Source organism: Methanocella arvoryzae MRE50, from assembly GCF_000063445.1.
GTDB classification, from domain to species: Archaea; Halobacteriota; Methanocellia; order Methanocellales; family Methanocellaceae; genus Methanocella_A; species Methanocella_A arvoryzae.
In genome coordinates this window covers 2,399,975-2,426,604 of record NC_009464.1, presented here as the reverse complement: position 1 = coordinate 2,426,604, position 26,630 = coordinate 2,399,975, and the positions used below count along the sequence as shown (strand labels likewise).

Annotated in this window: 25 protein-coding genes; 19 read left to right on the top strand and 6 right to left on the bottom strand. The window is 54.1% G+C overall.

The annotated features are described in order from the left end of the window. Positions 1-23 precede the first annotated feature (23 nt). From RCI_RS11980 to RCI_RS11905, 16 genes are all read left to right on the top strand, one after another. Complete coding sequence (locus RCI_RS11980; RefSeq protein WP_012036710.1) at positions 24-524, top strand: hypothetical protein; 501 nt, start codon at positions 24-26, stop codon at positions 522-524. A 278-nt stretch (positions 525-802) separates the two neighbouring features. Then, a complete protein-coding gene (locus RCI_RS11975; RefSeq protein ID WP_012036709.1) occupies positions 803-1,564 on the top strand; it encodes a glucose-6-phosphate isomerase family protein in 762 nt (253 codons plus the stop codon). Positions 1,565-1,571: 7 nt separating this feature from the next. Continuing rightward, the gene (locus RCI_RS11970; protein ID WP_048198554.1) at positions 1,572-1,919 is read left to right on the top strand and encodes a DUF192 domain-containing protein; all 348 of its coding nucleotides are present in this window, start codon (positions 1,572-1,574) and stop codon (positions 1,917-1,919) included. Positions 1,920-2,059: 140 nt separating this feature from the next. Continuing rightward, a complete protein-coding gene (locus RCI_RS15920) occupies positions 2,060-2,575 on the top strand; it encodes a DUF7287 family protein (protein WP_012036707.1) in 516 nt (171 codons plus the stop codon). 5 nt (positions 2,576-2,580) lie between these two features. Continuing rightward, positions 2,581-3,207, top strand: coding sequence for a DUF7288 family protein (locus tag RCI_RS11960; protein WP_012036706.1), 627 nt, complete (start codon positions 2,581-2,583; stop codon positions 3,205-3,207). Then, on the top strand, positions 3,208-4,410 hold the full coding sequence (locus RCI_RS11955) for a hypothetical protein (RefSeq protein ID WP_012036705.1): 1,203 nt from the start codon (positions 3,208-3,210) through the stop codon (positions 4,408-4,410). Between the two features lie 24 nt (positions 4,411-4,434). Next, a complete protein-coding gene (locus tag RCI_RS11950) occupies positions 4,435-4,944 on the top strand; it encodes a hypothetical protein (RefSeq protein WP_012036704.1) in 510 nt (169 codons plus the stop codon). After that, entirely contained in the window at positions 4,944-5,726 is a 783-nt protein-coding gene (locus RCI_RS11945; protein ID WP_048198552.1) for a DUF7289 family protein, read from the top strand. Before RCI_RS11950 ends, RCI_RS11945 begins: the two co-directional genes overlap by 1 nt. Positions 5,727-5,729: 3 nt before the next feature. Beyond that, the gene (locus tag RCI_RS11940) at positions 5,730-7,199 is read left to right on the top strand and encodes a DUF7289 family protein (RefSeq protein WP_012036702.1); all 1,470 of its coding nucleotides are present in this window, start codon (positions 5,730-5,732) and stop codon (positions 7,197-7,199) included. Positions 7,200-7,372: 173 nt separating this feature from the next. Continuing rightward, positions 7,373-7,945: a DUF7287 family protein gene (locus RCI_RS15915; protein WP_012036701.1), complete on the top strand. Its 573-nt coding sequence runs from the start codon at positions 7,373-7,375 to the stop codon at positions 7,943-7,945. A gap of 3 nt (positions 7,946-7,948) precedes the next feature. Beyond that, the gene (locus RCI_RS11930; protein ID WP_012036700.1) at positions 7,949-8,620 is read left to right on the top strand and encodes a DUF7288 family protein; all 672 of its coding nucleotides are present in this window, start codon (positions 7,949-7,951) and stop codon (positions 8,618-8,620) included. Then, the gene (locus RCI_RS11925; RefSeq protein ID WP_012036699.1) at positions 8,621-9,820 is read left to right on the top strand and encodes a hypothetical protein; all 1,200 of its coding nucleotides are present in this window, start codon (positions 8,621-8,623) and stop codon (positions 9,818-9,820) included. A 15-nt stretch (positions 9,821-9,835) separates the two neighbouring features. Then, positions 9,836-10,342 carry a DUF7266 family protein gene (locus RCI_RS11920; RefSeq protein ID WP_148266616.1) on the top strand — a complete coding sequence of 169 codons (507 nt, stop codon included), beginning with the start codon at positions 9,836-9,838 and terminating at the stop codon, positions 10,340-10,342. After that, entirely contained in the window at positions 10,342-11,136 is a 795-nt protein-coding gene (locus RCI_RS11915; RefSeq protein ID WP_012036697.1) for a DUF7289 family protein, read from the top strand. Before RCI_RS11920 ends, RCI_RS11915 begins: the two co-directional genes overlap by 1 nt. Positions 11,137-11,155: 19 nt before the next feature. Continuing rightward, a complete protein-coding gene (locus RCI_RS11910; RefSeq protein ID WP_048198550.1) occupies positions 11,156-12,667 on the top strand; it encodes a DUF7289 family protein in 1,512 nt (503 codons plus the stop codon). Positions 12,668-12,849: 182 nt separating this feature from the next. Next, positions 12,850-14,442, top strand: coding sequence for an IS1634 family transposase (locus RCI_RS11905; RefSeq protein ID WP_012034696.1), 1,593 nt, complete (start codon positions 12,850-12,852; stop codon positions 14,440-14,442). Between the two features lie 76 nt (positions 14,443-14,518). Here the strand turns inward: RCI_RS11905 and RCI_RS11900 are convergent, their stop codons facing one another. Next, positions 14,519-15,334: an NAD+ synthase gene (locus tag RCI_RS11900; protein ID WP_231844841.1), complete on the bottom strand. Its 816-nt coding sequence runs from the start codon at positions 15,332-15,334 to the stop codon at positions 14,519-14,521. Positions 15,335-15,462: 128 nt separating this feature from the next. Next, complete coding sequence (locus RCI_RS11895) at positions 15,463-15,972, bottom strand: thioredoxin family protein (RefSeq protein ID WP_012036694.1); 510 nt, start codon at positions 15,970-15,972, stop codon at positions 15,463-15,465. A gap of 91 nt (positions 15,973-16,063) precedes the next feature. Here RCI_RS11895 and RCI_RS11890 point away from each other — a divergent pair, with 91 nt between their 5' ends. Further along, complete coding sequence (locus tag RCI_RS11890) at positions 16,064-17,119, top strand: DMT family transporter (RefSeq protein WP_012036693.1); 1,056 nt, start codon at positions 16,064-16,066, stop codon at positions 17,117-17,119. Positions 17,120-17,489: 370 nt separating this feature from the next. Here the strand turns inward: RCI_RS11890 and RCI_RS11885 are convergent, their stop codons facing one another. Both RCI_RS11885 and RCI_RS11880 read right to left on the bottom strand, forming a co-directional pair. Next, a complete protein-coding gene (locus RCI_RS11885) occupies positions 17,490-18,185 on the bottom strand; it encodes a nucleotidyltransferase family protein (protein WP_012036692.1) in 696 nt (231 codons plus the stop codon). A 4-nt stretch (positions 18,186-18,189) separates the two neighbouring features. Continuing rightward, the gene (locus RCI_RS11880) at positions 18,190-19,185 is read right to left on the bottom strand and encodes a sugar phosphate nucleotidyltransferase (RefSeq protein WP_012036691.1); all 996 of its coding nucleotides are present in this window, start codon (positions 19,183-19,185) and stop codon (positions 18,190-18,192) included. 214 nt (positions 19,186-19,399) lie between these two features. Between RCI_RS11880 and RCI_RS11875 the strand changes: the two genes are divergently transcribed. Further along, positions 19,400-20,422, top strand: coding sequence for a DUF362 domain-containing protein (locus tag RCI_RS11875; protein ID WP_048199299.1), 1,023 nt, complete (start codon positions 19,400-19,402; stop codon positions 20,420-20,422). A 247-nt stretch (positions 20,423-20,669) separates the two neighbouring features. Here RCI_RS11875 and mtxX read toward each other — a convergent pair whose 3' ends face one another. Both mtxX and RCI_RS11865 read right to left on the bottom strand, forming a co-directional pair. Continuing rightward, positions 20,670-21,470: a methanogenesis marker protein Mmp4/MtxX gene (gene mtxX / locus RCI_RS11870; RefSeq protein ID WP_012036689.1), complete on the bottom strand. Its 801-nt coding sequence runs from the start codon at positions 21,468-21,470 to the stop codon at positions 20,670-20,672. A gap of 7 nt (positions 21,471-21,477) precedes the next feature. Next, positions 21,478-22,458, bottom strand: coding sequence for a tRNA(Ile2) 2-agmatinylcytidine synthetase (locus tag RCI_RS11865; RefSeq protein ID WP_048198548.1), 981 nt, complete (start codon positions 22,456-22,458; stop codon positions 21,478-21,480). 275 nt (positions 22,459-22,733) lie between these two features. On the opposite strand from RCI_RS11865, the gene RCI_RS11860 reads away from it, so the two are divergent. Next, positions 22,734-26,624 (top strand): VWA domain-containing protein, encoded by a 3,891-nt coding sequence (locus RCI_RS11860; protein WP_081477340.1) that lies wholly within the window; start codon positions 22,734-22,736, stop codon positions 26,622-26,624. Positions 26,625-26,630: the final 6 nt, after the last annotated feature.

The following is a 26,630-nucleotide window of genomic DNA, read 5'->3' as shown; positions in this document are numbered from 1 at the left end:
CTTAAGTTCAAAATGTTGAGAACATGTCTAAAGCCGCAGACAAAGATCAGCCAGTGTCGGACCTGGATGGGAGGCTGATGTCCCTCGAGCAGAACATACGTGGGCTGAACGCCCGGATGAGGGCCATCGAGAGAAGCTTTCCGGGAGATAAGGAGCAGCTACGAGCAGTGACCTGTGTGCAGGAGCCCCCATATGCTCACGAGGAGCAAGAGGCGTACGACTTTGTGCCTGCGGCAGCGACCGCAGAATCGTGCGGATATGCAGACTTAGAGGTAGGCCGGGATCACTTCGATAGCATACCCTCAGGCCCTGCCTGTGTACCTGACAGAAAAGAAAAGCCGGGACTATTAAGTCAGCCCTTCGACCTAACCGGCCTGATCGCGGGCCTGATCATGATTCTGATCAGCGCTCTGCTTTTTACGGGCAACGTAGAGATGCTTAAAAATCCAGCTATACCGTTTGCCTTCGGCGCGCTGCTGATCGGGTGGGTATGCCTGAGCAGGTATTTAGGCAGGAGTCCGTAAATTTTAGACTAGAACTTATGTTCTCATGCAGTCTTCGCTGCCGCACTGCGGACATCGGATAGGAAAGACGTCTGGATTTTCCTGAAACGTAAACCCGCAAGTTTTACATATGAAAAATACCTTGTCCTGATCAATACCGTCCATAATAGTCAAATAAAACATGATAGCTCAAATATTATTCGGTTCCTCAGGCTTGCAGGGGATCGTGCATACCCCGGCAGAGCAGGTATCAAAGGTTTTATAGGCGGACACGAAATTATAAAATTGGTGTGCATAGCATGGACAGGACGCTCGAATTCGGTGGTAAGCAAATTGAGCCCGACGTGAGAAGGCTCAGTGACATGCGTGAAGTGATCTACGACATCGACTGGCTGAAGAGCGCGCCGGACGAGATACTGTATTACATGTACCGGGATCTGGCCATGAGCCGCCAGGATCGGTCGATTATACTGGACCATGGCCTGCGCTACGACATAACCGTTATTCCGCCCGGCAGGCTCGGCTCCGAATACGTCAAGACGGCGGGGCACTACCACCCGGAGATCGGGAACACAGGCATGACTTACCCCGAGGTCTATGAAGTGCTCCATGGCACCGCCCACTACCTGCTCCAGCGCTGCGACGAGGGCAGGATCGTAGACGTTGTCCTGATCGAAGCCCACGAGGGCGACAAGGTGATCATTCCACCGAACTACGGCCACGTGACCATCAACCCGTCTAACAAAGAGCTGAAGATGGCCAACTGGGTTTCCCGCAACTTTTCCTCCATTTACGAGCCGTACAAGAAGTGCGGCGGCGCAGCATACTTCGAACTGGCAGGGGGCAAGATGGTGCGCAACGGCAGGTGCGACCACCAGCCGGACCTGCGGTACCTGAAGCCTTCCAACATAGGCAAAGTCGGTTTCGCGAAGGGCAGGGAAATGTACGGCCTCGTCAGGGACATCGAAAAGCTCGGCTACCTGAACAGCCCCGGAGAGTACCAGTGGCTCTGGGACGAAGTGCTGAGCGATAAGAACCGGGTAAACGCCCCGATACTCTGAACCGGAAATGACGCTGAGAAAAAGCGATGGCACGGTCATCGCCACCAGAGTCGAGCACGCCGGGACTCCGGTCAGACAGATGATCGGCCTCATGTTCCGCCGCTCGATACCGGAGGAGTACGCACTCATTTTGGACATGCACTGGGAGCAGTACATAGGTATCCACATGCTTTTCGTGCCCTTTCCGATCGATCTTTTGTACCTTGATAGTAACAGGCAGATAGTAGACCTCCGGCACATGCGGGCCTGGACCGGTATCGCCACCTCGAAGAAACCCGCGCGCTATGCTATCGAGATGCCTGCGGGGAATATTGAGCGCAAGAGCTTGAAAATCGGGGACGCGCTCGAATGGTGAATATACCGCTTATTATATTTGGGTGTTATACAATTTATCATATTAAATTGTAGAAGTAGAAAAGTTTGAGTATATAGGGATAGGTTAATATACTAAAAATCCATTCTGTATTATTTGGGGGGACTGGGTGGCCATGAAAAATGGAACGGTCCTGCACTGACAATAACGGCCAGATAAGCCTCGACTACCTTATAGGTGTCACTATCTTCTTACTCACGTTTATCTTCGTCTTCGCCTTCATCCCGGGCATGTTCTCTCCTTTCCACTCCAACTCGGACGAGATCACCATGGCAGCCGACAGAACTGCCGCAGTGCTCGTCGAGAACGTGCTGGCGGCGGGAGGCGCGGGCGATAAGCAGCCTTGCATTCTGGATGCGGCAGCCATAAGCCAGTTTACCTCTGACTTATCCAGCCCTGTTTCTTCCGTTCAGCTCAGGCAGAGCCTCGGGCTGAACACCAGTAGCACCACCCAGTACAACCTTGAAGTAGTCATCGAGGAGCAGGGGAAACCGGCCAGAGTGATCAACAACGGTCAGGTACCGGGCACCACCAACGTGGGGCAGAGTAAACGGTACGCCCTCATAAGAGACCCCTCAGGGTCAGGCATCGACGCCTATCCGGGCAGGGCCGCCATTATTACAGTCAGGGTATGGTGATCAACGTGCGAGACGACAGAGGACAACTTCACACGATCGAAGGCCTGGCGGCAGCGTTCATTATCATCATCGTACTATCCATCGTAGTTCAGACTACCTCTGTGACACCGCTCTCTACCTCGTTCACCAACCAGCACGTGAAGCTGGAGCTGCAAAACATGGGCAACGACATCCTGTCCACGCTGGACCAGACCAAGCTGGTGAACAACAGCGATCCGAACGTGCCCTCGCAGCTGAAGAAGAGCATCATCGACTGGAGCGTGTATTCCTATTACGACATCTACACCTGGAACAACACGACTTACGTCAGCGCCACAAACGCCAGCTATGCGCCTTTGAATACGCCGCTGTCCAGCGCGCTGACATACGCGTTCGCCAACAATGGCGTAGCCTTCAACGTAGAGGTTAGCTTCCCTGACAAGAACGGGCATGTGCGCCTGTCCAAGATGATCTGGAACGGCGACCCTTCGGAGAACTCGGTGACGGTTTCAAGGCTGGTGGTCCTGCACGACGGCGATAACGAGATCCCCGTCGGCGACAGGTATGACAACTTTATGGTACTGCCCGACATCAGCCCGGGCACGACCTTGCACAATACAGCATACGTAAAGCTGACTATGTGGGTGATGTAGATGGGGAACGACGATACGAGAGGCCAGGTCATGCTTACCTGCGCCTTCCTCTTTGCCATTATTCTGGTCATTATCACGCTGATGCTGAACAACGTGATCTACTCCAATAATATGGCTTATCTCGGCTTTATGGGCCAGTCCGGATACGAGCAGCGGGCGATTAAAGAGGCCACAATCGATGAAGCTCAGCTTGCATACGAGCAGACGGGCGGCGACCCGATCAAGTTCAGGCAGTACATGAACGATTACGCCAGGGCAGTAAATTCGATGACTGTGGCTGAGGGCATCTATATCACAGTCTCGCCCTCGGCCGCGCCGAAGCCCGTCGGCGGCCCCAGCACAACATACCAGGCTACCGATACCCGCCTGGACATCTTTGAGAAGAACTTCAACTACACTTACAGGATCACGACAAACTATCACTACAACCCGGGCGGAGCGACTCCCACCCCCACCCCGTCGGCCACCCCGACGCCGGGGGTAACGAAGCCGTTGATAGTCATGGGCACCAATAAGACAACCATAGAGCCGGACGGGAACGACTTCTCGCTCATATACGTCCAGGTGACAGACCAGGATACGAACCTGCCCCTGGAAAACATCCGGGTAAGCCTGCACGCCACTGCGGGAGAGTTCCAGGACATGCTGAGCGGCAGCCCGATTACGGCTGCGGTGACGGATGCCAACGGCAAAGCCACCTTCAGGTACCTCAGTCTGGTCCCGGGCATGCAAAGTCTGCATGCCACCAACGGTACAGTGTCGTCTAACACGGTGATCATCGACTGCCAGCCGGTCATACCTCCGGGCACTTCTGCCCACCCGCCATCGGTAGGAGCCCCGACGGCATCCCATGAGAGCAAGAAGAAAGGCCAGGTGATATTTGAATACATCACCGTCAAAGTGCCGGTCACGGTAGATCCCGGCACTTACGATTTCGACGACTTCACAGTCAAAGTCAGCATAGCCGGGGCAACTAATCTAGAGCTCCTCTCCTCCGGAGACATCAGCGGCATTTACGAGAAACATGGCATAGACGGCCCTGAAGGGTACAGTAAAACGGTCTCTGCCAGGCTGCACTGGATCGACCCGGCGACGCCTTACAGCGTGACCCTTAACATCGAAATCACGGCCATCGACAAGATCGCCAACGTAGCGTATAGCTATACGACCACACGAACATACAGCGGGCCCCCGCCGTCATAGGCAGAAGCAGAGACGGGAGTAGCAATGACCTTAAAAACTTACGTAAAGGACGACGATTCCGGAGTGAGCGTGCTGGTGGAGTACATATTCCTGATGACCATCACGGCCGTGCTGTTCTCCGTCTTCGTCATGGTGATCTACACCACGTTCCTCAGCGTCGACAGGGTAGTGATCGGTAACGAGCTGGGGATCGTCTCGAACGACGTGGCGAGCCGCATATCCGGTTTCTCCAACGAGGTGTACACCGGCCAGTACAGCAGCCCTGAATATGCCAGCAGCGTCAGAGGGTCGGCGGAGTACATCGAACTGCCGGGCCTGGTCAACGGCCAGCAGTACCAGGTAAACGTCACCTACGATCCCGCGACTAAATCGGGCTTCGTAAACATAAACTACCAGTCCGAGATCACGCTCTCCAGGACGGCCGGCTTCCACTCGGAGATCAGCGTCAGGCCAGTCAGCCTGTACAGCCCGAGCCAGAGCATCTACATGTACTACGATAGCGTGGGCAACCAGATCATCATGGAGGGCGTTTGATGATGCCCCGGCTTTTTAACTCTGACGCAGTATCGGAATCTCTGAGCTTTATCCTGCTCACGGCGATCATGCTGATAGCGTTTTTCGTCGTCTACTCGGCGGGCCTTCCGGCCTACAGCACTTACCTCGATCAGAGCCACATGACCAACGTCGAGCAGAGCTTCAGTATCATCGCCTACAACGGCAACACCGTAGCCATGCACAAATCCCCCTTCTCCTCCTCTGAGCTGAAGATTTTCGGAGGCACGCTTGCCACCAGGGATGCCGGCTACATGGACATATCTTATTACGGTGACACCGGAGGAACAAGCCTGATCGGCAGCAACAATACCACCCTGAAGGTCCTGGAGTACACCAAGGGAACCGACAGGGTAGCCTACATCGACGGAGGCGTATGCCGGTACTACCCCACAGGCTCGGTCATGCTCACCGATCCCCCGATCCACACCACCCCGGATTCGCTGATCGTGCCGACGATCACGGTATACAACAGCGACGTGAGTGTGGCTGGCAACGGGCTGACCAGAATACTGTTCCTCACCCCGTACTACAGCAAGATGTCGCAGACCATTTCTCTGCCCACGGCGGCCTCGTTCGACGTGAAGCGGATCGACATCAGGATGAAGAGCGAATATGCGGATGCCTTCGGGAGGTATTTCGCGGAGACTCTGGGTTTCACCCAGTCCGAGGGACCTGACGGTGAAGTCATAGTCAGCAAATCGTACCCGTCCGGGATTCGGCTGCAGCTAATCCAGTCTTACCTGACGATAGAGGCGAACTAGCGGATGAGAGCCGTAGACCAAAAGAAAGACTTGAACGGACTTGATCGTATGCGGTGCAGCAAAATCTACGACAGCACAGCTGTCTCTGAAACCATGGGAGTCATTCTGCTCCTCGGGCTGGTGACGGTAGGGATCACCATCGTCCTTACCCTGGGCATGCAGACTATCACGAACGCCAAAACCGACGCCAACTACAACGGCGTCGAGCAGGCTTTTACCGTTGCCGAATCTAAGCTGAGCAAGGCACGGTTCAGCACATCCATTTACCAGGAAGCCCCGTTCGAGCTCAGGGATAGTACGGTAACCATCAACGATTCCTGGGATAACAGCCACATCATCGTCTACAACATAGACGGCGTAACAGAGATCTACAACGGCAGCATGGGCACCATCTCGTGTCAGGTCGGCGATCGGGAAATCGCTTACCAGGACGGTGGCATCTGGACCCTCTACCCCGACGGGGGAAGCGTCATGATATCTCCGCCGGTCTTCGACTACAACGGCGTCACGCTGACCCTGCCCGTGACAAAGATAAAGGGTGACGAGGCCCTGGCAGCCTCGGGCAACAGCCAGGTAGTCATCAACGTCAACTCCAGCTCGCCGGCCCTGGTCTATCCGAAGGAAGGCGTGGGCGGCAACCCGGTCCCCCAGGGATTTGCCATCAACCTGTCCATCAAGTCCGACTATTACAGGGCGTGGGCGGACTACATCAACGAGCGTACCCGGGCCCAGGCTATGATAGACCACAAGAACAAGACGGTCAACGTCTCCCTGAAGTCGGGCGTACCAGTGCAGTCTGGCCTGGTCAGTTCGGGGTTCACCACCAAGTCGATGGAGACGGGCGTGAGCGCGCCGGTCAAGACTTTCAAGCTCAACCTGGTCCTGCGGAACACCGGCAACGACTACACGATCACCTACGGCGTGCCCTCCCCGAACAAGAATAATGTGCCGGACCCCGATCTCCTCATGACGGTCAGCCGCACCAAGGGAGGCGGCAACAAGGAATACGCCTACATCGAGTACAAGTACGTAAACGGCGATATTACAGAGCTGTTCAGCACGGCTATCCCGTTTGAGAGAAAGAACGACGGCTCCCTCGATGTCGACTTACTCAACCATAGCATAGAGATGACCTACGAAGGCGACCCATCTGTAACGTGGGGCGACGACATGAGCGTCCATGACAGCAGCATCATGAAGATCGACTACGACGACACCACCTACTCCGACGTCGTCGAAGGGGACGCCAAGACGCTGCACGACATAACCCAGCACTACCTGTGGGTCATGGCGAAACAAGACCAGCAGAACAACGACGTATACAATGGGCCGTTCTACGAGGTCATCGGCAAGGACAAGTACGACGGAAGCGCGTCCACCTTCCAGCTCTCGTACGTCTCCAGCGAGGATATCAAGTACCTGTATATTACAGAGGGTATACTGTACACCAGGCTGAGCCTGCAGAGCATATAAGTCGGACGCCGGCAGCGGCAGCAAGATCAGTGCCAGCTGCCGGACCCGTTTTTCATTTTTAAGCGTATAAAAGATATTAATTTGATTATTTGACGATAGCTTCTTATAAAATAAAGTAATTATTACTTTGTAATCGCTTCGGGGGTCTAAGACGGGGGTCACGGACGAAATGTATGAAGCGACTGATAGGTAGCAGCGATGGTCAGATTAGTCTAGACTATCTCGTGGGAATAACGGTATTCCTGATGGCATTTATCTTCGTATTTGCCTTCATACCGGGCATGTTCACGCCTTTCCACTCAAACTCCGACGAGCTGACAATGACGGCCGACAGAGTGGCAGCTACCCTTATCCAGGATACTCTTGCAGTTAACAATTCGACTACGAAGTTGCCAGGCGTGCTGGATGCAAGAGAGATCGCTAATTTTAACGCCGTAATGAACAGCCCCGACAATAAAACTCTCAGGGAGAACCTGGGGCTAAACAGCAGCGGTAATGCGCTTTTACTGTACAACCTCCAGGTCACGATCCAGGCGGATAACCAGCCCACTATAAATATAAACCACGGACAGCTTCCCGGGAATGGCAACGTCGGGCAGAGTAAGCGGTTTGTCATGATCAGGGACGCGAATGCGCTACCCGATGGGTACAATGGTTACATGCACGCAACGTGGAACTTTTTTAACGAAGATTTCCGGGACCGCTACCCGGGCAGAATGGCAATCGTGACCGTGAGGGTGTGGTAAAAAGTGAAGAAGCAGAGGGGCGAAGTCGGGCAGATGTACACAATCGAAGCTATAGCCTCGGCATTTATCATGATCATAGTGCTGGTCATAGTGGTGCAGACCACGTCGCTGACGCCTCTCTCTTCGTCTTTCACTAACCAGCACATCAAGCTGGAGCTCCAGAACCTGGGCAACGACATACTGGTCACGTTAGACGAGACGCCCGCGATGAGTAACACTACAGGGATCAACGAGACTAGTATGGCAGTGCCCTCCCTGCTGAAGCGCAGCGTCATTGACTGGGCAGTATTCTCGTACTACGACACATATACGTGGAACGGTACGGCATTTATCAGCCAGTACAACGGCAGTGTCAAAGAGTTAAACACTCCCTTGACCAGCGCCTTAAAATTCGCCCTCACAAACAACAGCATCGCCTACAACGTGGAGATCGGCTACCCTGATCCTGGCGGCTATAACCGGGTATCCAAGATGATCTGGAACGGCGACCCTTCGGAGAACTCTGTGACCGTATCCCGGTTCATTGTACTGCACAACAACAGAACTGAAATCCCTCCGGGCGACAGGTTCGACGGCTCGGCGACCATGCCGGTGCTGATCCTGCCGGACATCGGAGGAGGAGCCTATGATTTCCATACGGTGATCGAGGTCAGGCTGACCCTGTGGGTGATGTGAATGGCATTAATGGTGAAATGCGAACTGGGCCAGGTGATGCTGACTAGCGCGTTCCTGCTCGCGATAGTGATCATTATAGTCACTATCATGCTGAACAACCTGATCTACTCAAATAATGTCGCTTACCTCGGCTTATCAGATCAATCGCAGTACGACGACTTGTCGATCATGAAAATGACCGTAGACGAAATGAACTACGCGCTCAACGTCGCGAACGGAGACCAGTCCATGTTTGCCAAGAATTTTACTGCCTTCATCAGCGCGACCAACAACATGACCCTCACCAAAGGCACCCACGTACAAAACTCTTCGCCGGTCTTTACCTCGGGCGATGTCACTCAACAGCTGTACGTAAGCGATAAAGACTCGAGTAAAACGTACGTCATAAAGTCGAAAAGCCAGGCAGCGCTGACTCCTGGGACTTACCATGGGGGCAGGGACCCGGGAAACGTCATCGTCAGGCTGGGGGCTAACGATACCACGCTTCGGCTGGGAGAGCACGTGCTGTTGATCGTCGAAGTGGTGAACAGCACTACGTACATGCCAGAGCCAAACGTTACAGTCAACTTCACGGTGCCGGCCGGAGCCCTGATGGCTAACGGAAACGAGCACCTGGCCGACGCCAGTGGTAACATAAAAGGCAAGCACGCCGACCTGCACACCGACGATAACGGCTATCTGTTCGTCGATTACTACCTCACCTCACTGGTGTATACAGTCAGGATCAACGCTAGCGTTGGCCCGAATCCTGACAGGGCTCACGGCAACCTGTCCAACGACGTGACGATGATCCTGCTGAACACTAACGAGCCGACACCGACACCGACACCGACGGCCACGCCGGAGCCGACACCGACACCGACACCGAACCCCACGCCGGTATTCGACCATCTGACGATCACAGTAACTGACCCGTGGCAAGCCTCGAGTGACACGATCACAGTAACCGCAATCGACCAGTTTGGCAACCAGTACGATAAATACACCGGCAAAGTATACTTCAGTTCGAGCATCAATGGAGACAGCTTTACATACGATAAATGGAACAAAGCATACGCCTTCACAGCTTCAGATAGCGGAAGGCATGTGTTTGTCGATTGCGCTACTCTGAAACCGGGTAATAAGGAAGAGAAAATGATACACACGATCTGGGTGATTGATTTGGACGGTAACCAGGCTGAAGATACCACCCGGTATTGAGCGAGGGTGAAAGACATGCGTGGAGATCGGATAAAAGACGATAGCGGCACGAGTATCTTGATAGAATATATTCTCTCGCTGACCATCACTGCCATTCTATTCACCATCCTGCTCCTGCTGCTGGGCAACGTGATCTCGACGACGGAGCGAGTGATCTTGGACGAGCAGTTAGGCATCATAGCTGGCGACATTGCGAACCGCCTGGCGCTGGCCTCCACAAACGTGTACAACAACCAGTATAACGACAACTACTACGGCAACCTGATTGCCGATTACACGGTCATACTGGACCTGCCGCCGGCAGTGCGAGGGGATCATTACCTGATCCAGATCAACTACAGCGATGCCAGCAAAACCGGAACGGTCAAGGTCGCGTGGGGCTCGAACGTCGACGTAAACAGGACTGCCACTTTCCACTCGGACACAGGCGTGGCAAACACGACCTTATTCTACAACACGGGGAACAAGGGGAAAATCTTCTACCCGGACAGCAACTCGAAAATAGCGTTGATGGTGTTCTGATGAAAGGATCGACGAGGACTTCAGATGCAGGCGTATCCGAATCGATAGGCTATATCATGATATCGGGCATACTCATCACTTCCTTTATCCTGATTTCCACGGTAGGATACCCGATATTTAACGCCTACATCGACGAAGGGCACATGAAAAACGTCCAGGAAAGCTTCGACATCCTGGCGTACAACGGTAACAATGTTGCAATGCACAACTTACCCTACGCATCTTCAGAAATCAAGATGTATGGAGGCACCCTAGCAACCCGGGATACGGGCTACATCAACATATCCTACTATAGTGATAACGCCGGCACTATGCCCAACATCCTCGGCTTCGACAACAGGACCCTGACTGTGCTAGAGTACACTAAGAACACGAACAGGGTAGCTTACGTGGACGGAGGAGTATACGCCCTCTGGAACGACGGCTCCACCATGATCCGGGAGCCGGAGATATACAGCAACGGGGAGACCTTTGTGTACAACGAAGTACCGCTGATGTACAGCTACGTCTTCATCTCCGGAAATGGGCCGGTTCAGCTCACATTCAGCACCCCGTACTATTCCAAAATGTCCCAGTCAGTCTACTCTGTCGGTGCGAAATCGATCACCGGGGTTCACCATATCAGGATAACCATTTCCGGAGACTACGCAGAAGCTATTGGTAACTATATGCAACAACAGTTCGGCTTCGCGAAACACCAGGGGAGTGACGGGGAATTAATCCTCAGCAAAGCCTTCCCCGGTGGCATAAAACTTTGCATCGTTCCAGATTATCTGGTTATAGAGAATAAATAGGCTAAGAGGTATGGCTAACATGTCCATCTTGAAAGCTACAGGAGAAATAAATCGGAGGCGAGAACTCGCCGTATCAGAGATATACGGCGCGGTTTTGCTGCTGGGAATAATCACCACGGCGATTGTCTTGATCGTCCTGCTCGGAAGCTCCATAGTCGGCGATGCGCAGGCAGCGTCGAAATACAGCGGTACGGAGCAGGCCTTCACCGTCGCAGACTCCAAGATAAGCAAAGCCAGGTTTAGCACATCGATCTACCAGGAAGCTCCCTTCGAGTTGCGAGACGGCACCGTATACATCAACGGATCCTGGGACGACAGCCACATCATGATCTACGACTACAACAACACTACCAAAACTAACAAGCTGATATATAACGGCACTCTCGGCACCATCAGATGCGTGATGGACCATGGTGAAGTAGGTTACCAGGCCGGAGGCATATGGGAGTATGTGGATAATGGCAGCCTAATGATTTCACCCCCGGACTTCGACTATAATGGTGTCACGCTCACCTTGCCGATCATGAGAATTTCGGGCGACGAGTCGATCTCGGCCACTGGCAACAGAAAAGTCCTGATCAACGTAAACTCGACCAACACGACGCTGATATACCCCAATGACACCTTTGCCAACCCGATCACCTCCGACCACGCCATCAATATCACCATCAAGTCGAAGTACTACAAGGCGTGGGCCGACTACATCAACCTCCGGACGAGGGCGGATGCGATCGTAGACGATAAGAACAGCAGTGTCAACGTATCCCTGAGAACCGGATCGCCGATACAGTCCGGACCTGCTGGCAGCGGCTTCAACACTATCGGTCTAGATACGTCCTACGATGCTCCGATCGACCTGTTCAACCTACACCTGATGCCCGAGAACAAGGGGAACGACTATAGGGGTAGCTTCGACGCCAAGATCCCCTCGGGCCAAGAATTCCGCATATACGTAGACCGGACGACAGGTAACAATAACAAAGAGTATGCCAGTATAACACTCGTGTACAATGATCCGGTAAACGGCGTGACAGAGATCTGGTACACGGTTTACCCACACTACCGTAAGGAGATGGATCCGATCGACCTGAACATGCTCAATCACGAACTGTACTTAAATTACGTCAGTGAATCTCCTGATAAACAGGTAAGCGACTACCCTCATTCGTCGATACCTTCCGCCTCCTGGGGCCGCAACATGAGCTCGCCCTGGAACCCGTGGAATTCCCCTGGCAGCATCGATACGGACCCGTCTAAGACAGAGTATGACGATCCAACATACAGGGACGTAGACATCGGTGAACAGAAGACGCTGCACGACCTCATTCAGCACTACCTATGGCTGATGAGTTACCAGGCCCAGCTGCAAGACACAAACCCTGTGTTCACTACTGATGTCGACAATAAACCCAAATGGAAATACGACGACAAGACGTCGTGGCTCAACATCAGCTTCAAGTCCAGCAACGATATCAAGTACCTTTACCTGACAGAGGGGACCTTAGAGGCCAGCTTCGCAGCTCAGGGATAAAAGCGGTGGCAGAGGGTCGGAGATAAAATAGATATCTATTTTATCTCCGACGCACTGTATCCCACTTTCCGCTGGTAAATTTTGGGTTTTTGATTTACTGCCCTGAGTGGGTCGCTTTTGCAGTGTAATGGCTTGCTGTTCTTGCTTCTTGTTTTTATGCTGTCTTCTCGTATCACTGGTTAATGAAAAACGTTGATACGAGGATGCTTGATCATCTGGGATTGGTTGCCGGCTGTTATGATGAGTATGGGGTAGCTGGCATTATCGATGAGGTGCTTCCTAAAAAACGGGTGCATCGGATTGGTCATGGTGTCACGGTTAAAGCGATGATCCTGAATGGGCTGGGATTCGTTGATCGGCCATTATACATGACTCCTGAGTTTTTCAGTAAAGTGCCATGTGAGCGGCTTCTTGGAGGGGGCGTAAGTCCTGAGTATTTGAATGATGATGCTTTGGGGAAGACGTTGGATTGTATCAGCGAGTACGGGCCGACCGAGTTGTTCAACGAAATCATTCTTAATGGCGTGATGAAGAAACTGGGCTTACGTACACATCTTTTGCATTTGGATACGACTAGTTTCAGCTTGTATGGCGAGTACCCGGAAGAGGGGGAGGCGGACATCAAGATCAATCTTGGGTTGCCTAAGGATGGGCGTTGGGACTTGAAACGGTTCGTGGTGGGGTTAGCTTGTAACCATCATGGTATGCCATTGTTTATGAAGGCGTTCAGTGGGAATCATAGTGATCGTAAGAGCCTCATGGAGATGGTTGAATCTTTGAAACGTGGCCTCAGTTCAAAGGATAAGGTGTATCATGTTGCTGATAGTGCCTTTTATACGAAGGAGAATTTGCAGGGTGTTGGCGTCAGTACTTTTTGGATTAGCCGTGTTCCGAACACGATCAAGGAGGCGGCTCAGCTTCTGGGAAGTGACGTGGAGCTGAAACCCTGTAAGGACCAGCGTTACTCGTATTATGAGACCCTGTCTGATTATGCTGGAGTCCCTCAGAAGTGGATCCTGGTCAATTCGAAGGAGATGCAGAAAACGATGACTGGCACCTTCGAACGGAAACTATCGGTGGAGTTAGATGCTACAGAGAAAAGTTTCGTGCACCTGCGTAACCAAGAGTTCTTTTGCGGAGAAGATGCTTTGAAAGCCGCCCACAAATGGATCCTGGATCACCCATTGGTAAAATTCGAAGCGGTTTCCACGGAGGCCTTCCGGAAGAAGAATGGCAGAGGCAGACCCAGGAAGAACGAACCGGTTCAAGAGTTTTACAGGATTAAGGCAACGATCAAGACCAACCAGGAAGAAGTGACTCGGAGACGGGAGCGGCTGGGTAGATTCATCATTGCCACCAACGACGTTGAAAGAGACGGGGAATCACTACTCACCGATTACAAGGATCAGGGCATCGTCGAACGGGGATTCAGATTCCTGAAAGATGACACGTTCCGAGTATCGAACGTGTACCTGAAAAAACCAGAGCGGATCGAGGCCCTGGCAATGATCATGGTCTTGTGCCTTCTCATCTACAGCATACTTGAATGGAAGCTTCGAGAGAAGCTGAAATCGTCAGGGAAGACTGTTCGGAGCCAGACTAAAAAACGAATCCAAAACCCTACAATGAAATGGGTATTCTACCTGTTCTTAGGGGTGGCTGAAGTGCATGTAAACATAGAAAATCACAGTCTGACCGAGATCACTCATATCACAGACGATCTGCGAACAATCCTTGACCTGTTAGGCGAACCGTACAAAAAATACTATGACTAAAAATTACCAGCGGAATGTGGGTGTATTATTTTCCTACAGTCTTTATAATCAGGTATCAAAATATTTTGAGCAGATTTTATTGTCGCGAGAATACTTCGCTCAGCCCCACCACAGGCGGCATGCTCCGCTTATGCTCGCTGTTCTTCACCCGCTCCATGACCATCTTAATAGTCGCATCGCTGGCACCAGTGGCATTCTCCACATCTTCCAGCGACATCCCGAGGTCGAACACGGCGTAGAGAATTGAGTCGATCTCCTCGTAGGTAGCGCCCATCTCAGCCTCGTCCGTCTGGCCGGCCCACAAGCCTGCGGAAGGCGGCTTTTCGATGATGGCTGCAGGTACTTCCAGGTGCTTTGCCATCTGCCTCACCTGGGTCTTGTACAGGTCGCCGATAGGCAGTATGTCCACGCCGCCGTCGCCGTACTTGGTGAAGTAGCCCATGAGCAGCTCGGTCTTGTTGCCCGTGCCCAGGACGACGCGGCCGTCAAGGTTGGCGGCAAAGTAGTTCACGATCATCCGCATCCGGGGCTTGACGTTGGCGTAGGCGAGCCGGCACTCCGCAGGGCCTATCCTGGGCCTCCTGTCATAGACAGCCTGCACCAGATCCCCGATCTCAATCACCTCGCAGTCAATGCCCAGCTCTTTCGCCAGCAACTCCGCGTCCCTCATGTCCTCCGGCGTCGTCGAGGCGCTGTCCGGCAGGAGCAGCCCGTACACATCCACAACCCGGGAAGCCAGCGTCGCCACCAGCGCCGAATCAATGCCTCCGCTCAGCGCGATAGTCGCCCCGCTGGAGTTGCTGAGCTCCACGATCTTCACGATCGAATCCATGATCAGATTCTCGCACTGCACAAGGCTCTCTACGGGTAACTCAAGACCTTTCATAACCATAACGGCACCGACGTTCAAACTCATACTATGCGCCTGCGGATTTATAATTTATTGCGGGTGAAAGAGAGATAAGAGATAGAAAGAGTGTTAATCGTCAGTGCGTTCACTTGCACTGAAACAACACTCTATTATTTCGCGGCCTCAGCCGCCTCCATAAGAGGCTTGAGCTGATCGTAGGTCCGGTATCCCCTGATCATCGACTTAGCACGGTCACTGCTCGTCTTGCCTGCAGGGTCAATGTACACGTAGCTGCCGTCAGCGTTTTTCTTAACGATCAGGTACATCGCCGGGATGCCTTGCACGTAAAAATCGTCTGCCAGACGGGGGCTTTCGTCGGCGTTGGCGCTGTAGAAGGCGATGTCCGGGTACTCGGCCGAGAGGTCCTCCAGCACCGGCTTTTCCAGTTCACACCAGAAACACCAGGGGGCGCCGAACTCGATGAAGACAGGCCTGCTTTCGAGCGCCGTGTCCACAGGGGACATATCAGAGATCTCAGGTATTCCGGCATCTGCAGGCGAGCCGGGCACCGGGGTGCCCGTCGGGGCAGGAGTAGCCCGGGGCAGGGTGCATCCCGACGCCAGGAGCGATATCGACAGGATCCCTGTGATGAGCAGGTACAACAGAGCCTTCAGGCGCATAAATAGCGGTAGGTTCCACCCGGTTAGATATTTTGCGGTAATTACAGGATACTTTATTCACGCTTCCGACGCAAATATAGCGGAGGGAGAGATGATGGATCGGCAGCAGATTTACCCCGTGTTTCTGGCCGTCGGCGGGGCGGCGCTGTTCGGGGCCAGCGCGCCGCTGGCGAAAGCATTACTGGGTAGCGTCGACCCTATCGTCCTTGCCGCGCTACTTTATTTAGGCTGTGGGGCAGGGTTGCTGCTGGCAAAGATCACCACCAGGCTGCGAACCGTAAAACGTGAAGCAGGCCTGGCTAAAACTGACCTCCCCTGGCTGGCAGCCTCCGCCATCTCCGGCGGCGTCATAGCCCCGATCCTGCTGATGCTCGGCCTCCAGGCCACGCCCGCGGCTACCGCATCGTTGCTGCTCAACTTCGAGTGCGTCGCCACGACGAGCATTGCCGTTCTGGCCTTCAGGGAAGCCGTCGGGCGGAGAGTGTGGGTTGCCATTGGCCTGATCACGGTAGCGGCTGCCGTGTTGACCCTCGACCTCTCAGGCGCTTTCGGAATTTCCGCCGGCGCTCTCGCAGTCGTGGGAGCATGCATATTCTGGGGCATCGACAACAACGTGACCTGCCGGATATCGGCCAAAGACCCGGTCACCATAGGGCTGATCAAAGGCCTGGCCGCAGGAACCTTCTCACTCATCCTGGCCGCCGCCCTGAGCCGGCAGATGCCCGCCGGCATTACTCCCGTAGTCATCGTATTGATCGTAGGCGCCCTGTGCTACGGGCTCAGCATCGTCATGTTCATCAGGGCCACCAGAGGCATGGGAGCAGCCAGGACCAGCGCATGGTTCGGCATCGCACCCTTTGCCGGCACAGCCCTGTCCCTCGTACTCTTCACCGACGCCCCGGGCCTGCAGCTCCTCCTCTCGCTGCCCCTGATGATCGCCGGAGCCGCCCTCCTGTTCGGCGAGCACCACGACCACGTCCACGTCCACACCGCCGTCTACCACGAACACTATTATGAGCCCGACACCCACCACCCGTTCAAAACACCGGGATCGGGTATGCACCACCATGAGGAGGTCCGGCACACCCACGCCCACCGCCCTGACATCCACCACAGGCATGAACATGAAGAGGAGAAGAAAGAGTGAAAAGTCCTACTATTCACCACAGAGGCACAGAGAAACACAGAGAAACACAGAGAACGGCTCACCACAGAGACACAGAGAAACACAGAGATACTTTAAGCGAATAATTTAATGGTAATCATTTTATAGACGTAACTCTGTGCACCTCTGTGCCTCTGTGGTTACCAGTTCTCTGTGCACCTCTGTGCCTCTGTGGTTACCAGTTCTCTGTGCACCTCTGTGCCTCTGTGGTTACCAGTTCTCTGTGCACCTCTGTGCCTCTGTGGTAAAACAGTAATTCTGTGCCTCTATGGTTGCTATTTAGTCGTACACTTCCGCGGTGAAATGACCCCGGAAAAAGTGATGATAATAATAAGGCGAGGGGCGTTCTCGCTTATAGCTTGAAAGCACCAGACTGGACGTCTTTGGTCACTTTCTCCAGGTCTTTGTGGGTGCCTACGTCGCTCCAGTATATTCCAGTAGAGTCGTAGCCGCACAGCTTCCCCTCTGCTGCTATCTTCGGGAAGACGTCGGTCTCAATGGAACCCACTGCGGGCATCATGTCGACGACGTCGGCTTCGATAACGTATAGCCCTGCGTTCATCTTGAAGGGCAGGACGGGCTTCTCACGGAACTGGGTGATGTGATCGCCGTTCAGGTCGATGATGCCGAAGGGCGAGGGCATGTTGATCATGTTGATGGTGCCTAGGCACTTCTTTTTTGTGTGGAACGCGACGATCTCACTTATGTTGGTGTTGGAGATGATGTCGCCGTTCATGACTATGATGGCGCCGTCTACCTTGTCCTTCGCCGCCTTGATCGGCCCGGCGGTGCCCAGACGGTTGTTCGGGTCTTCGTAGGAGTACTCGGCCCGGATGCCGAACTTGCTGCCGTCGCCGAAATAGGCCTCTATCGCCTCGCCGTACCAGCCGACGAGGAACACGATGTCCCGGACGCCATGCTTCTTCAAGAGATCGACCTGGTATTCCAGGATAGGCTTGCCAGCTACGGGTACCATCGGCTTCGGGATCTTATCGGTGATCGGCTTGAGCCTCTCGCCCCGGCCGCCGCAGAGGATGAACGCTTTCACGGGATTACCTCACGTTATAGTAGTCCGTCAGGCGGACGGTGTCCTCCAGGAACGGAGTGCTGACTTCGTGCAGCACGGTGTTCTCGGTGGCCACGATAGTGTGCGGGACGTCCGGCTCGATCCTTATCGTATCGTGCTTCTGGAAGAACTCCTTGTGGTCCTCGAACTCGATGTAGCCGACGCCGCTCATGATGTACATGGTCTCGTCCTTCCGGGGGTGCTTGTGGAAAGAGGTCTGGTAGCCGGCACGAATGAACAGTTCCTTGGTGAGGTACTTGTCCGTACTAATGAGAACTTTCTCGTAGCCCCATGGCTTGTCAGTCTTGTTCCGGTACTCCTTGCGGATATCTTCTAAGTCACGGACAGTGCTGGCCTGGCTCCAGAACACGTCGTCTTCCCTGTAGTAGCCGAGCCGGTTGCTCTCCGCGATCAGGGGGAACAAAGTCTGCTCGACCGCCCCGCCCTCGAACTGGTCGAAGGGCAGGTCACGGTTCAGGCAGTACACGCCTCCGTTGATGTAGTACTCTAAAACGGGCTTTTCCCGGAACGACTTCACCCGGTCATCCCCTAATTCTACGATGCCGAACGGGCTGCGCATCCTCGTCACGAACATGGTAGCCCCGTTGGTGCCGTGCTCATGCCTCTGAATCATCCTGCGGATGTTGACATCGGACACGATATGGCCGTTCCTGACGAGGAACGTGTCACTCTTCACCATCTCCATGCCAGCCCGGATAGCCTTAAGAGTGCCTTCAGGCTTCTCTTCGTAGTGGTACAATAAGCGGACACCCTTGAACTCCTTCCCGTACCGGGCCTCGATCATGTCACCTTTGTACCCGGTAAGCAATACTGCCTCGGTAATGCCAGCCGCCGCGAAATCGAACAGCTGCTTGTCCAGGATCGTGTACTGCTCCTTAATTTCGATAAGCGGAGCCGGAGTAGAATCAGTGTAAGGCTTCAGCCTGCTCCCCATGCCACCGCAGAGAATCATTCCAATCATGAGATCATCCGCAAGAGATTTTTTGATTATATGCTTGCTCACCACATAATAAAACTTTTGTCCTTCGGACAGGAGAGCGTCAGAGATTTTTTGAGCAGGCGCTAGCGCCTGGGCTTACTCATACGGCTGCCCAAACAAAGGAGAGGGCACCATAAAATAAAAAGTGAGTGGGTCAGAGCTAAGCTATTTGTCATTAACCGTCCTTCTAATGACCATGACCGTCTATTTCACCCCCTGGGATACAGGATACAATCTCATGGACGAAGCTTCGGTGCTGTACGAAGAAGCCGGCACATTCGACTGCGTTGGCGAAGGTGATCTGGTCGCCATCAAGCTCCACGTGGGCGAGCTGGGCAACCCGTACTACATCCCGCCCTTCTTCGTCCGCCAGATTATAGGCGCTGTGAAAAGTAAAGGCGGCAAGCCGTTCCTGACTGACTCGTCAACTTACTATCAGGCTCACCGCAGCAACGCGGTCGACCACTGGGAGAACGCTGAGCTCAACGGTTATGGCGGGGCGCCGTTTATACCGGCAGACGGGCTACGCAGCGAGAGCTTCAGGACTGTGAAGACTAAAGGCATTCTCGACGAGATCGAGGTATCCGGCGCCATTGCGGAGGCTGATGCCATGATTGTGGTCTCGCACTGTAAAGGCCACGCGCTCACCGGCTTCGGCGGTGCGATCAAGAACCTGGCCATGGGCTGTACGCCATGCACCGGCAAGCTCCGGCAGCACCGCACGGTCGGGCTGGAGATCGACGGCGGCAGGTGCGTCGGCTGCGGCGCATGCAGGAATGCCTGTGCCCTGCAGTTGCCGGAGATCGTCAACAGAAAAGCAGTCAACACGTCAGAGCTATGCATGCGCTGCCCCGCCTGCAGAGACGCCTGCCCGACTGGAGCTATCCAGCTCGTCAACATGCCCGCCCTGAGCATGGCGCTGGCCTCCGCTGCATATGGGGTCCTGTCCACCTTTAAGAAGGACAAAGTCTCGTATGTCAGCTTCGCAAAAGACATCGTCCAGTTCTGCGACTGCCTCCCGAATCCCGGCCACAGAGTCATGGACGACATTGGCATTTACGCCTCCGACTCCGCCGTATCCATCGACGCCGCCTTCCTCAACATGGCCGACTACAAAAAGTTCAACGACGCCTACGGCGTGGACTGCATGCTGCAGGTCAAAGAGGCGAAGAAGATCGGCGTGCGCGGAGAGCTTAAGCCAAAGGTGGAAGAAATATAGCTATAACAATAAACACCTTTTATTTTCACCACAGAGACACAGAGAAACACAGAGAACGGCTCACCACAGAGACACAGAGAAACACAGAGATTTTTCGATAAATAACTGGATAGTAACCACTTAATAAATCAGTCTCTGTGAACCTCTGTGAGCCTCTGTGCCTCTGTGGTAAACAGTTTCTCTGTGAGCCTCTGTGCCTCTGTGGTAGAAAAAATCGCTGTGCTGATAGGGCTATCTTTAAAAACTACTATTTCTTGCACAGCGCGCTGGCCATGCAGATAGCATGCTCATACCCGCTGCCGGCCCGCGACGTATCGACGTACACGATGTCTGTACCGACTAAAGGAGCGCCGTAGCCGTCGCCGCCGCCGACTAAACATAGAGATCGGAAGATTAAGTTGCCGCTGATGCCGTCGGGACCGAGGACATAATTATGGTCGTTGACGGCGTCCTCGATGAGGATCTGGGCGTGCTTCGCCTTGATACCCTTTTCCATGAGCAGCCGGGCCACTTCTTCCGCGTCGTCCATGGACTTGTCGACTCTCGGGGATCGGCCCCGGTCGCCGAGCCGGCCGCCGGAGAGGACGCCGATGTCGGGCTCGATGCCGAACCGGCGCATGAGGTCTGCGCCGAGGACGCCCAGCTCGACTCTGTCTTCGACGGTCCAGCCTTCGTCCACGCCGACGGGGGCGAAGAAGAAAAACCGGCCGGCAGGCGTCTTGAGCAAGGATACCCGCATTATTTTTTGGAGGCCCATTTCTGATTTTAAATTTTTAAGCGTGGCGCTGGCGCTGAGGGAGCCTCTGACTACGCCATCGACCTTGCCTTCCTTGAGCAGGCGGATCAGCGCCGCCTCAGGGTCTGAGGATACGTACTGGGGGAGCCCGGTTTCGATGCGCCTGCCGGTGACCAGGGTCACCTCGGCAAACCTCGAGGCGTCCGCATGTTCGGCGCAGGTGACGGTTTTGTCGACGTACTCGGGGCCGATGCCTACCGCTATCCTGGCCCGGTTTCGCTTTGCGCCTGCGACGATGGTATCCCAGACCATTTCACGCTCACCTTCGGATGAGGGGCAGCGCTTTGTCCTCGTGGAGGGCTGCTACTTCTGCCCTTTCCTCCGAGAGCGCCACTGCTGCCAGCGCCCCGATTCTGCCCGCCTTCGGGCCCATGAGGTCGATGAACTCGACGCCGAACTCCTGCGCTTTAGTGTTCACGTCCGCCATGCTTACCAGCTGTCTCTTGGTCGCCCAGCCGAACTCTTTCAGGCCCGCGGGAATGCCGATGCCCCGGTACACGGCGATACCGGGCTCTTCGGACTTGTTTTCCGCTTTAACTGTGTCCACGACGCTGTTGATCAGCGTGTCGTAAGCGTCGGGCCTGACTGCGAAGGTGATCGCTGAGGAGACGCAGTTGGTCGTCTTGTTCGGCGACTTCGGGCACAGCTGGATGAGCCTGAGGTTCAGGGCCTGCACGCCCGGCAGGGTGGCGGCGATCTTGCTCGCCTTCAGGGCTGTCACCCACGTGGCGCCGCCGTCCTTGTTGTCCGTGTCGTCCACGCCGATGGTCACTTTCTCGTACAGCGGCGTAACGATCTCCACCCGGTTCGTGTGGGAGCCGCCTACTTTCAGGTCGGCTTCACTGGGGTAGATAGAATAGAGTACCCCGGGCGCCTGGGTGAGGCACGCCGCAACACCCAGGCCGGCGCCACCGGTGCCCGCCCACTGGGTCCTGACCGTGTCGCCGTCGAGGGTGACGCCTTCCAGGGCCTGGCCACCCATCTCGCTGTCGGCCGGGCCGAAGTTCGCCTTCTGCACCCCGAGCCTCGCCCTCATCGTCATGGTGGTACCCTCTACTTCGCACCACTCGATGATGCCGCCCGCCCGGCACCGGTTGACCGCGTCCCACTCGATAGTGCCCCGGACGGCGCATGTCTCGATGATCTCCGCGACGCCCCGGGAGTCATCCACCATGGTCAGCAGCCGCTGGGAAAACAGCGGCCCGAACTTTTCTTTTACCTGCGATGGTTCAAGCTTCATGAGTAACACCGGTTTGTAAACGATAATTTCGGTAGCGAGAGTATTTGCGGAGACTATACATATATCTTTTTAGCCGGCGGGCAGAGTCACCACTCTACAAGGTGCGGGGAAACGAGCTACCTGTACGATACCCGGGGCACGTATATTTAAATTTGTAGATAAAAATAACATGTTTTTGAGCAAATCAAATAAAAATGTTTCGTATTTAGAGCCTTCTAAAAAAGTATTTATAATTGTTTAAGCAATCATTCTATTATCGGGGGAGCGGTTGCTATATGACCAGGCTCTGCAGGCACACTGTATTAGCTATGGCTATCGCCATAATCACATGTATCGTTGCTGGAAGCACGCTAACATACGCAGGAGAAGTCGGTTCGCCGACGTTGATCGTCACTACTCCTGCGAAGATGACTGCCGGGACGACAGCCATTGCAGACGTTTACCTGGTCGATAGCAACAAACCGGTTGCGGGAGCTGTTATCACTCTGACGTATGCTGGAGCAGGTATCTCCGGCCCGACATCTGTGACGACTGATCCGACGGGTCACGCCAGGGTACAGATTACAGCGGGACCCGGAGCAGGAACTGCATCGCTAACTGCGACTTATTCGACGTATTCGGCGACAAAGGAGATCTCGGTCGCCGGGCTGCCTGCGTCGTTATTAATTTTGCCGAAGTCCACGCTCCTCAACGCAGACGGTACCCGGTCGTACAAACTGGAAGTCCTGGTGAAAGATGCCTCCGGCACCCCGTGCAATGCTACGCCTGTCGGCGTGACAATAGATGGTACGAAAGTAACATTGTATACCGGTGAGGACGGCATTGCCAGAAAAGAGATCGGCCCTCGCACCGACTCTCACATTTACAGCATTACGGCAGAGGCTAACGGCCTGTCAGAGTCGGCTCAGGTCAGGTTTATCGCATTAAACTTAGAATTTCCGGACTTTTCACCCGAGATGACGGTTGGCAGCGAAGTACCATTTACGGTGATTCTTCTGGACGGGACAACACCGGTCGCAGGTGTCCCCCTGACATTTGTAGTCCAGTCACCAGAAAACCTGGCCACGCCCTCTGCGTACTCGGCAGTAACTGACGACGATGGCATGGTCGTATTCAACTTCAGGCTCAGCACTAAAGTAGGTAACAACAGGGTAGTGATTAGCAATCCGGAGCTGGGCTATCCCGGCTCGGGGGTCATCACCTACAAGGCCATCAAGGGTAACGGCGGAAGCCTTAGCAAGATAGAACTAGAGGCGGTACCGATGCCGGGGACTCCCGTGCTGGCAAATAACAGTGACTACTACAAGATAAAGGTCTGGGCAAAGGACGCGAACAACAACACGGTCTGCAACGTGGTCCTTGACGTTGACAAGGACGGCGAAGAGACGCCCTATTCGGTCACAACCAACTCAAACGGCTACGCGGAGTTCATCCTGCCACCTTCGCTGTATATGGGAAGCGTGCTCCTGGAAGTCAAGTCTACAGACGGGTCCGTCACCGAGCACATCACGCTAACATACGACTGCGGCCGGCCGGAAAAAATCGTGCTCAAAGCCCAGCCCAACGTGATAGCCAGCGCGGAGGTTATGACACCGGCAGGCATGGAAGATGTCCACGCTACATCCGTGATAGCGCAGGTGACTGATAAGTGGGGCCACCCCATCGAAGGGGAGACGGTCACATTCGAGTCGATGAATACTCTGCTGGGCACGATCACAGGCCCTGAGACGGTCGTTACCGATGCCAACGGCGAAGCTGAGTCGACCTTCCTCCTGAGCGCTGATGCGAAAGGCAAAGGCGAGGTTAAGATCAAGGCTACGAGCGGCTCACTTCCCCCGGCGTATTTCACGATTGTATACACAAATGCCACTTTCATCAGTATTGACACGGAATTGACAACGAGCGGAACTGCCGGGGTCGTAGAGCTGGAAAAGAACCCGTACATCACGGTGGATATCACGCTGAAAGGGCTCGGCTGGCAAAACCGGGCCAAGCCTTCGGATGTAATGCTGGTCATGGACAGGTCCGGGAGCATGGCCTGGAATGCCGGGATGGTCTTCCCCGACCCGGCTTCCGGAAGCCCGCAAAAAGGCGTTCTGGCCAGGAACAGCAGGAGTACATTCAACAGCGAAGTTGACGCGTACAACAATGCAAACAAGTTCTGGGACGGGATCGTGGGAAGCAGCAAGTGGAAACTGCTCTATACCTACAGCAATAGCCAGAGTACGCCGCTGACCATAGAGCTCAACTCGCCCAGCAACAGGTACTATGGCATAAATGGCAACTACTATTTCCTTATGGTAATAGACCCTGATGGGAAAACCTATGTGGCCGGGAAAAACTACGATGGGGTTAGTAGCAGCCACAAAACGTACCAGAATACACTGACAATCAACAGCCCGAAGAATGGTAACTACAGGATTTATGGCTTGCTTATCAAGGGTTATACAGGCAGTGGCTCGACGACGACGTACAGCCTGAAGATCAGGTCCCAGACGATCACGAACAGCGGGTCCCAGCCATCTTCCTATTACTCCAGTTATCAAAGCGCATACAATTATGCTGATTCGATGTACGATGACAACTGGGGCATATACAACAACACCCGCTGGGAACATATTGCGACATACCACAACAGCGATGAAAGAAACATCCAGATCATGCTCTCATCGCCGTATACGAACTACGATAACGGCGAATACTATAATTTGATGGTGATCGCACCAGACGGCAGAGCTTACGTTTCAAATCCGAAAAAGGGCTACTCGGGAAGCGTATCCTCTTCGCAGAGCAGCAACGAGAATTACGTCTGGTTTACTGACGAGATGGCGATAGATGGCAAATACGAGATTTACGGAATCCAGTTTGCTACTGGCACAGATGAGGATGCAACGTATAGCCTGATGGTCCTGAAGCCGCCTCTCAGGCTTGGCTCGAAACTCACGACAGATAGTGTTGCCAAGACGTCGGCCGTAAGTTTCGTGGAGAGCAGAGGAGATGGAGACCAGGTGGGCGTCGTATCCTTCTACACTTCGGCCAGCCTGAATTCGGCGCTGAAACAGATGAACTCAGGAACTAACAAAACGACGGTTAAAAATGCAATTAACAGTTTAAGCGCCAGCGGTGGCACGGACATCTCCTCTGGTATCAAGAAAGCGATCGCAGAACTGGACGCTCACAAGAGAAGTACTGCCAAGCAGTACATCATCGTCCTGACGGACGGCTACTCCCAGTACCCTGAGTTCGACCTCATCGAGGCTGACAAAGCCAAGGCTAAAGGCTATACCATCTTCACGATAGGCATGGGCATGGCCGATGAGGATACGCTCAAGAAGATAGCCAGCAAGCCCGAATACTACTACAGGGTGCTGAGCCCGGAGCAGCTGGAAGCCGCTTACTACGATATCGGCCAGGAGATCGGCGGCGTCATCGCTGCCGATTCGACGATGGAGATCATATCGGACAGAAGCGAAGTGAACGGCGTGATCGTCAACAACACCGAATACGTCATGGATAGCGCGATTGTCACCCACACCAACGGAATTCTCGAGCGGCCAGTCAATCCGCTAATCAGGACCATCGGCGATAAATATCACCTTACGTGGAACCCCGGCATCATCAAGCTCAATGAGGTATGGAAGGTACACTATACGCTCAAGATTAATGCCAACGGTACAGTTGCGCCCATTACCCCGGAAAGTTACGTGGAGTTTATCCGGGAAGATTCTAACGAGTCTGAAAGAGCGTGGTTCGTCGGCGATACGATTTACTCGATTGGTACGATCAGCGGTAACCTCACCAACGCTACGCTACCCCTGTACGTGGAAATAGATGATACGGTCATCAAGAACAATGACACGATTTCCAGGCAAAAGCAACCGATCAAGTGGACGGTGAACTATTCAAACGCAGGCTTCTACACCCAGAGGATCACGATCGAAGGTAACGGAGAAAAGATCGTCATCGCCCTGCCGGATTCGATGTATAGGGGCGACATTAACAGCACTGGCAGCTACGTGTACCTGTGGGATGCCGGACTGCTGCAGGACGCCGCTTACACGGTGACAGTCGAGGCTAAGGAAAACAATGGAAACGTCCATTCAGATTCTGTAACGGTGTTTGTTGACCGCAGAATGGGCAGTATCAGGATTGCAGATTTCAGGTGAAACGGT

Coding starts and splice junctions, on each gene's coding strand:
- RCI_RS11910 (WP_048198550.1), top strand. CDS start 11,156: ATGTCCATCTTGAAAGCTACAGGAGAAATAAATCGGAGGCGAGAACTC.
- RCI_RS11860 (WP_081477340.1), top strand. CDS start 22,734: ATGACCAGGCTCTGCAGGCACACTGTATTAGCTATGGCTATCGCCATA.
- RCI_RS11970 (WP_048198554.1), top strand. CDS start 1,572: ATGACGCTGAGAAAAAGCGATGGCACGGTCATCGCCACCAGAGTCGAG.
- RCI_RS11865 (WP_048198548.1), bottom strand. CDS start 22,458: ATGAAGCTTGAACCATCGCAGGTAAAAGAAAAGTTCGGGCCGCTGTTT.
- RCI_RS11875 (WP_048199299.1), top strand. CDS start 19,400: ATGACCGTCTATTTCACCCCCTGGGATACAGGATACAATCTCATGGAC.
- RCI_RS11975 (WP_012036709.1), top strand. CDS start 803: ATGGACAGGACGCTCGAATTCGGTGGTAAGCAAATTGAGCCCGACGTG.
- RCI_RS11950 (WP_012036704.1), top strand. CDS start 4,435: ATGACCTTAAAAACTTACGTAAAGGACGACGATTCCGGAGTGAGCGTG.
- RCI_RS11925 (WP_012036699.1), top strand. CDS start 8,621: ATGGCATTAATGGTGAAATGCGAACTGGGCCAGGTGATGCTGACTAGC.
- RCI_RS11890 (WP_012036693.1), top strand. CDS start 16,064: ATGATGGATCGGCAGCAGATTTACCCCGTGTTTCTGGCCGTCGGCGGG.
- RCI_RS11940 (WP_012036702.1), top strand. CDS start 5,730: ATGAGAGCCGTAGACCAAAAGAAAGACTTGAACGGACTTGATCGTATG.
- mtxX (WP_012036689.1), bottom strand. CDS start 21,470: ATGGTCTGGGATACCATCGTCGCAGGCGCAAAGCGAAACCGGGCCAGG.
- RCI_RS11945 (WP_048198552.1), top strand. CDS start 4,944: ATGATGCCCCGGCTTTTTAACTCTGACGCAGTATCGGAATCTCTGAGC.
- RCI_RS15915 (WP_012036701.1), top strand. CDS start 7,373: ATGAAGCGACTGATAGGTAGCAGCGATGGTCAGATTAGTCTAGACTAT.
- RCI_RS11900 (WP_231844841.1), bottom strand. CDS start 15,334: ATGGTTATGAAAGGTCTTGAGTTACCCGTAGAGAGCCTTGTGCAGTGC.
- RCI_RS11880 (WP_012036691.1), bottom strand. CDS start 19,185: ATGATTGGAATGATTCTCTGCGGTGGCATGGGGAGCAGGCTGAAGCCT.
- RCI_RS11980 (WP_012036710.1), top strand. CDS start 24: ATGTCTAAAGCCGCAGACAAAGATCAGCCAGTGTCGGACCTGGATGGG.
- RCI_RS11895 (WP_012036694.1), bottom strand. CDS start 15,972: ATGCGCCTGAAGGCTCTGTTGTACCTGCTCATCACAGGGATCCTGTCG.
- RCI_RS15920 (WP_012036707.1), top strand. CDS start 2,060: ATGGAACGGTCCTGCACTGACAATAACGGCCAGATAAGCCTCGACTAC.
- RCI_RS11955 (WP_012036705.1), top strand. CDS start 3,208: ATGGGGAACGACGATACGAGAGGCCAGGTCATGCTTACCTGCGCCTTC.
- RCI_RS11920 (WP_148266616.1), top strand. CDS start 9,836: ATGCGTGGAGATCGGATAAAAGACGATAGCGGCACGAGTATCTTGATA.
- RCI_RS11915 (WP_012036697.1), top strand. CDS start 10,342: ATGAAAGGATCGACGAGGACTTCAGATGCAGGCGTATCCGAATCGATA.
- RCI_RS11905 (WP_012034696.1), top strand. CDS start 12,850: ATGAAAAACGTTGATACGAGGATGCTTGATCATCTGGGATTGGTTGCC.